Annotated in this window: 1 protein-coding gene; it reads right to left on the bottom strand. The window is 59.2% G+C overall.

The window, feature by feature from the left end:
• On the bottom strand, positions 1-280 hold a 280-nt coding region (locus SB847_RS20655; RefSeq protein WP_410578441.1), incomplete at its 3' end, for a hypothetical protein.
• Between the last annotated feature and the right edge of the window lie 75 nt (positions 281-355).

The raw sequence follows: 355 nt of genomic DNA, 5'->3' as shown, positions 1-355 counted from the left end.
CGAGTAGAGAACGCTGAATTCGCGACCAATCCTCTCGCTGCGGCCCCAGCTTTGAGACCAGCTTCATAAATGGGCTCGTCGGCGCGCTGTCCGAGTACCGAATCGCTGGAAGCCGGCCGTATCCACGCTTTGAACCCGCCAGGATAGCTTGCGGACGCATACTCGGCACCTTCAAATGGCTGCCACCGAACATATCAAAGCGCCACTGCTCGCCGTTGTGGTTGATCGTGCGCGCCAGCATGAAGGGGCTCAAAGGACCCGGTAGCTTGACTTCTGTCACAGGCTGGCCTGTCAAGCGTGAGTAGAAGGAATACTGGGGCCCACCTTCTGACTCGTCGCTCCGCAACGTCTTGCC

This window comes from Bacillus sp. SIMBA_026, from assembly GCF_046535335.1.
In the GTDB taxonomy this organism is placed as follows: Bacteria; Bacillota; Bacilli; order Bacillales; family Bacillaceae; genus Bacillus; species Bacillus velezensis.
Note: the sequence above shows the minus strand (reverse complement) of the source record. Positions and strands in the feature narration are given on the sequence as shown.